Origin of the sequence: Candidatus Methylobacter oryzae, assembly GCF_003994235.2 — a bacterium.
Taxonomy (GTDB): Bacteria; Pseudomonadota; Gammaproteobacteria; order Methylococcales; family Methylomonadaceae; genus Methylobacter_A; species Methylobacter_A oryzae.
On the sequence record NZ_RYFG02000036.1, the window covers coordinates 1 to 1,653 of the forward strand.

Annotated in this window: 3 protein-coding genes; 1 reads left to right on the forward strand and 2 read right to left on the reverse strand. The window is 48.6% G+C overall.

The features are described from left to right. Positions 1–167: 167 nt before the first annotated feature. Positions 168–716 carry an REP-associated tyrosine transposase gene (locus tag EKO24_RS06240; RefSeq protein WP_127030795.1) on the forward strand — a complete coding sequence of 183 codons (549 nt, stop codon included), beginning with the start codon at positions 168–170 and terminating at the stop codon, positions 714–716. Positions 717–737: 21 nt separating this feature from the next. Here the strand turns inward: EKO24_RS06240 and EKO24_RS06245 are convergent, their stop codons facing one another. Then, positions 738–1,169, reverse strand: a complete 432-nt coding sequence (locus EKO24_RS06245; RefSeq protein WP_206667219.1) for a type II toxin-antitoxin system VapC family toxin — start codon at positions 1,167–1,169, stop codon at positions 738–740. Next, a complete protein-coding gene (locus EKO24_RS06250) occupies positions 1,169–1,426 on the reverse strand; it encodes a type II toxin-antitoxin system Phd/YefM family antitoxin (RefSeq protein ID WP_127030796.1) in 258 nt (85 codons plus the stop codon). The genes EKO24_RS06245 and EKO24_RS06250 overlap by 1 nt, the downstream gene beginning before the upstream one ends. Positions 1,427–1,653 lie beyond the last annotated feature (227 nt).

Genomic DNA, 1,653 nt, shown 5'->3' on the forward strand with positions numbered 1-1,653 from the left:
CAAGGTCGGTCCTTAAGGGCGTGCCCAAGCTGCTTCTGCCTCAGTGCCAAGGTAGCTAACCATGACAGGAATTAAGATACAAGGGCGTGCCATGCGCGCCTTTTCGTGGTGTGGATATTTGTATATTTTGCTATCTTGACGTGCGCAGTACGTCCTACGAGGTTGTTATGTCTAATTATCGACGTGTTTATGTGCCGGGCGGGTTGTATTTTTTCACGGTGAAGACTTTTCGCAATCAACACTTTCTGACCGATGACGATGTCCGGGCGGCGTTGCGCGAAGGAATTGAATTTACCCGGCAAAGCAAGCCTTTCGATATTGTCGCCTGGGTGCTGTTGCCCAATCATATACATTGCATTTGGCGCTTACCGCCGGGCGATGCGGATTTTTCCGCACGCTGGAGCATCATTAAACGAACCGTTACGCAAAATTGTGGAGAACGCTTGAATCGCCCGGAATGGCTGACTGCACGGCTACGCCAAAGACAGCAAGGCACGCTCTGGCAACATCGCTACTGGGACCATTTGATCCGTGATGAGGACGATTTCAACCGACACATGGATTATATTCACTGGAACCCGGTTAAGCATGGGTTTGCGGTCAAGGTCGCGGATTGGCCGTATTCGAGCTTCCACCGACTGGTGCGTAGCGGGTGGTATGCTGAAAATTGGGGAGAAGATATTGCCTTGGACGAGAGCTTCGAATTTGGCGAATAAGGGCGCGCACGGCACGCCGCCCTACGTTGCGGCTTCCCAAGGATTCAATATTTCAACGCCGGTCTGCTTAAAATCATCGACATTCCTGGTAACCACGGTCATGCCGTGAACCAGCGCGGTAGCCGCGATGATCGCATCTCGATCGGAACGAGGATCGGGAACATAAAGCTTGGCGCAACAGAGCGCGACGGCGGTATCGATGATCAAAATGCGCTCGGAAAATGCCGGTAGCACATGGACGGTAAGCCAGGAACGAAGCACTGCGCCTTGGAGCGGGTCCCGCCGTTCAACTAAAAGCAACCCCGTTTCAATCTCCAAAATGCTGATCACCGATAAAAACAGGCTTGTTACTGGAACGCTATTGGCCCATGACACGACGTTTTTATCCGCTTTACCTGATTTCGCTTTCCTCAATTCGGAAACGACGTTGGTATCAAGCAAATACATGACCATTATGATAAATCCGCCGGTTTATAAAGTTCATTGTTCAAGCGGGATGGTTCAAAGTCAATGTCGGCGGCATCGGGCATTGCAAGTAATTCGACAATGCTTTCCTTTTGTTGGGTGATTTTTTGATAATTTTCGATAGTCAATAAAACATGCGACGGCTGCCCCCGGTCGGTAATAAATACAGGACCATTAACAGCAGCCCGTTTTATCCTGCTGACGTCTTGGTTAAACTCTCTGCTGGAAACAGTTGTGATACTCATAAATAAAACCTCCTCACGAAAACCATGTAGATATGTTGCTACATAAATTTATGTGTAGCAATTAAAATAATTTGTAGTCAAGAAAGCGGGACGGCGTTTGTTACCGCGTCTTGCCATTTTTTTGTCCTCTCCCCCAATCTCACCACCTATCAGTTTATAAAAACGACGGAAAAACTTGGCAAGGGTTTGTCATTTTGCAAACACCGTTTCAAGTATCGCAAGCCTCG

What these genes read in the sequence shown, in the direction of transcription:
- EKO24_RS06245 (WP_206667219.1), bottom strand. Translation starts at nt 1,169, where the DNA reads ATGGTCATGTATTTGCTTGATACCAACGTCGTTTCCGAATTGAGGAAA.
- EKO24_RS06250 (WP_127030796.1), bottom strand. Translation starts at nt 1,426, where the DNA reads ATGAGTATCACAACTGTTTCCAGCAGAGAGTTTAACCAAGACGTCAGC.
- EKO24_RS06240 (WP_127030795.1), top strand. Translation starts at nt 168, where the DNA reads ATGTCTAATTATCGACGTGTTTATGTGCCGGGCGGGTTGTATTTTTTC.